Annotated in this window: 3 protein-coding genes and 2 pseudogenes; 3 read left to right on the top strand and 2 right to left on the bottom strand. The window is 35.1% G+C overall.

The window, feature by feature from the left end:
* Positions 1-251 precede the first annotated feature (251 nt).
* The 3 genes and pseudogenes from DM84_RS01490 (at position 252) to DM84_RS01480 (ending at position 3,267) form a co-directional block, all read left to right on the top strand.
* Positions 252-780, top strand: a pseudogene (locus DM84_RS01490) (HK97 family phage prohead protease).
* A gap of 197 nt (positions 781-977) precedes the next feature.
* Positions 978-1,793 (top strand): hypothetical protein, encoded by an 816-nt coding sequence (locus DM84_RS01485; protein WP_250777908.1) that lies wholly within the window; start codon positions 978-980, stop codon positions 1,791-1,793.
* Positions 1,783-3,267 carry a coiled-coil domain-containing protein gene (locus DM84_RS01480; RefSeq protein WP_250777906.1) on the top strand — a complete coding sequence of 495 codons (1,485 nt, stop codon included), beginning with the start codon at positions 1,783-1,785 and terminating at the stop codon, positions 3,265-3,267. Before DM84_RS01485 ends, DM84_RS01480 begins: the two co-directional genes overlap by 11 nt.
* On the opposite strand, the gene DM84_RS01475 is transcribed toward DM84_RS01480, so the two are convergent.
* Positions 3,264-4,433, bottom strand: coding sequence for a CCA tRNA nucleotidyltransferase (locus tag DM84_RS01475; RefSeq protein WP_250777904.1), 1,170 nt, complete (start codon positions 4,431-4,433; stop codon positions 3,264-3,266). The two genes, DM84_RS01480 and DM84_RS01475, sit on opposite strands and share 4 nt — an antisense overlap.
* 82 nt (positions 4,434-4,515) lie before the next feature.
* Positions 4,516-4,899: pseudogene (locus tag DM84_RS01470) on the bottom strand (hypothetical protein); the annotation flags it as partial.

Here is a 4,899-nt window from a genome sequence, read left to right as displayed (position 1 = left end):
AAGCAGCTAAATTGTAGCGTTTAAGGCATAAAAACGCCAATACTAAAAATAAATACTGACCAGGGCTTCTTTTGCCTTTTTCTATCTGGTAAATTTCTTAAATATTTATTACTAAAGTAGTATCCTGGGTCCCAGATTTTGTATTAGAAAAATACTTCCCTCTTTCTGGAGCACTTTGTACAATGAATTTAGTATTGCATTGCAAGTTATTTCAAATAGAACTTTTGGCACTAAATCTACAAGGGGGCTTTATGAATAAGAAATTTCTCTGTTCATCATTGTCAATAAAAAGTATAGAGGAAAACGGCTTATTTTCTGGTTATGCGAGCGTTTTTAATGTAGTTGATAAACAGAATGATCTGGTCTTACCTGGGGCATTTAAGGAAAACTTGAATAAAGACAAAACTTCTCTGGCAGCACAACCCGAGTGAGCCTATAGGTTATATTATAGATATTCATGAAAATGATGTTGGCTTGTATATAACTGCACATTTACTTTTGGGTATCCAAAAGGCAGAAGAAGTTTACTTGATGCTCAAAACTGGAGTAATCAATGGACTTTCAATTGGCTATATACCTATAGAGTATGACGTTGATCATGAAAGTGGAGCTCGGGTGCTAAAACAAGTGGAATTATGGGAAGTAAGTTTGGCTACTTTTCCTGCAAATTTAGCTGCTCAGGTAGTTAATGTAAAAAGTCAGGATAACGAGCAGAAGATGTTGATAAGAGCAATAAAAAAGGCAAAAAATGTGCTCACAGGCACGTATACTTCTACTTAAAGCTTACCGAAAGCAAGAGCTTTTGTAAATACTTACTTAACATTTAAGACGTTCAGGTTAGATTTAACATTCGCATTAATGCTTATTTAATATTTACACCAATATATATAATTTTGTTACTATTTTTGATGATCGTTAACAAAATTCGACTCTCAGCTTGGAAAAAGTTTTTAAAGTTTAAAAGATAAGGTGGTTTTATGCTCAATGCTAACAATAAAATTAATATTAAAAAGGAAGAAAGGAAACACAGTTGGTCCACCGCGTTTGCTTGGTTATACCTAAAAACGATTGGACGAATATTGCCCAAGAGATGGAACAGATGGGCAGAAAATATTTTGTACTACGATAAAGCTACTGCAAGCAATGAAGTTCAAACTGATGCTTTTAAGACGGTAGATGAAAGTGCTCAAGTTGACTTAAAACCTGAGGTTGCTGAGAAAGAGAGCCAAAGTGAAATAATGAGTAAAGATGGGGAGGTTCAAACTGATAGAGTAACATTTCAAGATATGACCATACAGACCGAATACGTTGAAAAGGCAAATAAAAACATCAAAGTTGATTTAAAACCTGAAATTGCAGAAAAAGAGAGCCAAAGTGAAATAATGAGTAAAGATGGAGGGGTTCAGACTGATGGAGTAGCATTTCAAGATACGGTAATGCAAACCGAATGCGTTGAAAAAATAGACAAAAGTATTGAAGTTAATTTAAAATCCGAAGTTGCTGAGAAAGAGAGCCAAAGGAAATTGAAGGACGAGAACGAAAAATTAAAGGGAGAGCTGGAAGGAGCAAATCAGGTGCTAAAAGCGTTTATTGGATTTTGTGATGATCAAGCACAGCAGATTGCAAACTTACAAACAGGAAATAACCTTTTGGAAGAGGAAAATGGGGAGTTGAAGTCTAAACTTGCAGAACTTGAAAAGAGTTACAGAGAATTGGCAGAAGTTATAGACAAACGAGGGGGAAGAGTTCCTAGCAAAACTGAAGGAAAGATCCGAAACAATAGTGCGATTTGAGGGAGAATTAATTAACCTCAGCGCAGAGTTTGCAAATGAAACACGAAAGCTTTCGGTGGAGGGAGAAGAAAAAGACGCAAAAATAAACAATTTAAAGTGGTTGGTTGAAACCTTAGAACAAAATAAAAGAGCAATGCAGGATAAAGTTGATAAACAACAGAAAACTATATCTGATCAGGAAAAAAGAATGAAAGAACAAGACGCTTTATTTAAATTACTTACTGATAAAAATGAGGCTGTTGAGAAAGATAATGAGAACCTACGAATGCAAATCATGGAGCTTAGGGGGAAAGTTAGTGACTTAGGTCGTGAAAAAGAAGCTCTACAATCAAATGTGAATACACTGACTGCTCAATTGCAAAGTGTTCAAGAATCTAAACAACAATTGGAGGAAGAAAAGAGTAATATCGAGCAACAAAAACAAGCCAAGTTAGAGCAAACTATATGCAAGAATGCTGAATTAGAAATTAAAGTAAGTGAATTGCAAAAAGAAAAAGCCCAGTTTGAAGAGCAGTTAGAAGCTATGAAAGAAGAACACAAAACGCACGAAGAAAATCAGCGTGAGTTAGAAAGTCGATTGAAAAACTTAGAAAGTTGGTTAAGTACAGCAATAAACAAGAAAAAGAACTTAGAAAATGATGTTGCTGAGTTACAAAAGCAAGCACAAACTTTAGAAGGAAATAAAGAATGGGAGTTAGCTGGAATAGATAGTACCTTAAAGGAAACTTTTTTGACCATCATGGAATTATCAGCGCAGCAACTACTACTAAATAATCAAGAGCAATCTGTAAAAGAAAAAAAGTTAGAGGAGTTAACTTTGTCCTATAGTGATCAAGTACATCAGATTGCAGGCTTACGAGCAGAAAATCTCTCGTTAGAAGTGAAGAATGGAAAATTACTATCTGTGATTGAACGATCTATAACAGAGGAAGCTGAAGTGAGAAAAATAGATGAACAAGTATGGCAAAATCAACATAAATTAATCGATCAAATAAGAAGATTGGAAGAAGCATTAAAAGAAAAAGACGCTCAGTGCAAACAATTAAAGGAGAGTCTATGTGCATTAGAGGGCTTAGAATATAGATTAGAGAGTTTAGAAAGTCAAAGCACTACGGCAAAAGTGCAACAACGGAAAAACAGCTCTCACCAAATAAACATGAAATCGATTACTAAAAGTGAGGCTGATTTATCTCATGAGAAAAAAGCAAGTTTTGTTAAGAAGCGTAAAAATAACCTATGTAATGAAAAATTTGTGCAGCCCTATACAGACTCTTTACCTGAAGATGCTCTGGAAAAGTCAATAAAAACTAAAGCAAAATCCTTAGGCTCAAGTAATGTTCAAAAACTAGCAAAAAATATAAGCAATAAATTTATGTCACCAAAAAATACAAACAGCGCACCTAACTCTTTCATGAGTCACACTAATAACACTGCGCATGTACTTTCATTAAGTAATGTAAGAACAGGTAGTTAAAGTAGGCTCTTAGCATAAAGTAACAACTCCTCTTTCGTTAAGGAATAGGAGCTGTCTTCCCAATGTTGCTTTAACAACTCTAAACTTCTGCCTAAACTTTTTCCTGACTGATAACCTATATTTATCAAATCATCGCCAGATAAAGGAAATTTCGGGATATCGAACACCTTAGCAAATGAGATATATTCATCAACGTTTGCTCCAGACTCAACACCACAAATTTTCACTAAATCACAATATAATTCTTTACCAAATAAAGATATGTATTTTTTTTGCTCTTTTTCTGAAAGCTCTATTTTGATATTATTGGATAATAAAAACAACAGTTTTTTCTTTTGCTTGTTTGAAAGACGTAAAAACTTGCTTACGTATTCTCCAAGGTTTAGCCTGTCTTCGGTAGTTCTAAGGAGCAACGCTAATTTTACTATCGCATCAGCACCAAAAAGAAGTGGTGAGGACAGGATTTCGCATTTTACTTCTTTTGGAATAATTTTTTGCAAAACATCAGATTTTTGCATGCTCTTAAGCGTTGAAGTGGGGTCATCACACTCTAGCAATTTAAACATTTCGTCTCTTATTCTTTCTCCAGAGAGGTTTTGGATCATGTGCGAATGCTTTTTGCATACATCCAATATTTCATCACTCAAATCTCCAACGCATATTTTTGCGTGAAACCGAAATACTCTTAAAATACGCAGATAGTCTTCCTTAATTCTATCTTCAGCATTGCCTATAAAGTTTAACCTCTGCGCCTTTAAATCCTGAATGCCACCAAAGTAGTCATATATATGGCCATGCTTGTCTGCATATAGGGCATTAAATGTAAAATCACGCCTTGAAGCATCAGCTTGCCAATTATTGGTAAATTCTACTTTCGCATGTCTACCGTCGCATTGAGTGTCATACCTTAGCGTTGTGATCTCAAAAGATCTTTTGTTTAAAACTGCAGTGATAGTTCCGTGGTTTAAACCAGTTGGAATGGTTTTTATGTTGTGAAGTTTGAGCGCTTCAATCGCTTGATTAGGCAGTAGATTAGTAGCGAGGTCAATATCGTGAATGTCACGCTGCAGAATTGAGTCCCTTACACACCCACCGACAAGCCTTGCCTCACCACCAAATTTTTCTATGGCATCAATGATTAAACTAGTCTCATGGTCAACTTGCATTTAGGTCAGCACACATTACAGCTCATATTATATGAAATATCTGCAAAAAGCCCTATATAAAAATATATAGAGCTATGAAGATTTATTTTACAAGCTGCTGCTGATCAAATGGTTTTTCTATCCATCGTCCTTTCTCACCACACCTTAGTAAACTTGAAGGGCTTTGCTCTTCAGAACGCTGAATACATTGCTTTATATCACTAACGCACTGCTCTACAACATCACTAATTTTTCCTTCAGGATTATTTTTCAATAACTCATCAAATCTCTTTTCAACTTCCGCCCTCTTAGAGATATCCTTTGAAAGGTTACAATATTCTAAGATCTCATCTATCTGAAGTTGTTTTGCGTATAGAAAGTCTTTTTGTTCTTGCTCTTGTTTTAGTTTTAGTTTCGTTTCCTCTTGCAGTTGCTTTGCTAAACTTTTATTTATATCAAGCAATGGCTCGAAGTGGGCACTGACTTT

It is taken from the genome of Wolbachia pipientis, from assembly GCF_023661085.1.
Classification (GTDB): Bacteria; Pseudomonadota; Alphaproteobacteria; order Rickettsiales; family Anaplasmataceae; genus Wolbachia.
This window is presented reverse-complemented; position numbering and strand designations above follow the sequence as displayed.

Coding starts and splice junctions, on each gene's coding strand:
- DM84_RS01485 (WP_250777908.1), top strand. CDS start 978: ATGCTCAATGCTAACAATAAAATTAATATTAAAAAGGAAGAAAGGAAA.
- DM84_RS01475 (WP_250777904.1), bottom strand. CDS start 4,433: ATGCAAGTTGACCATGAGACTAGTTTAATCATTGATGCCATAGAAAAA.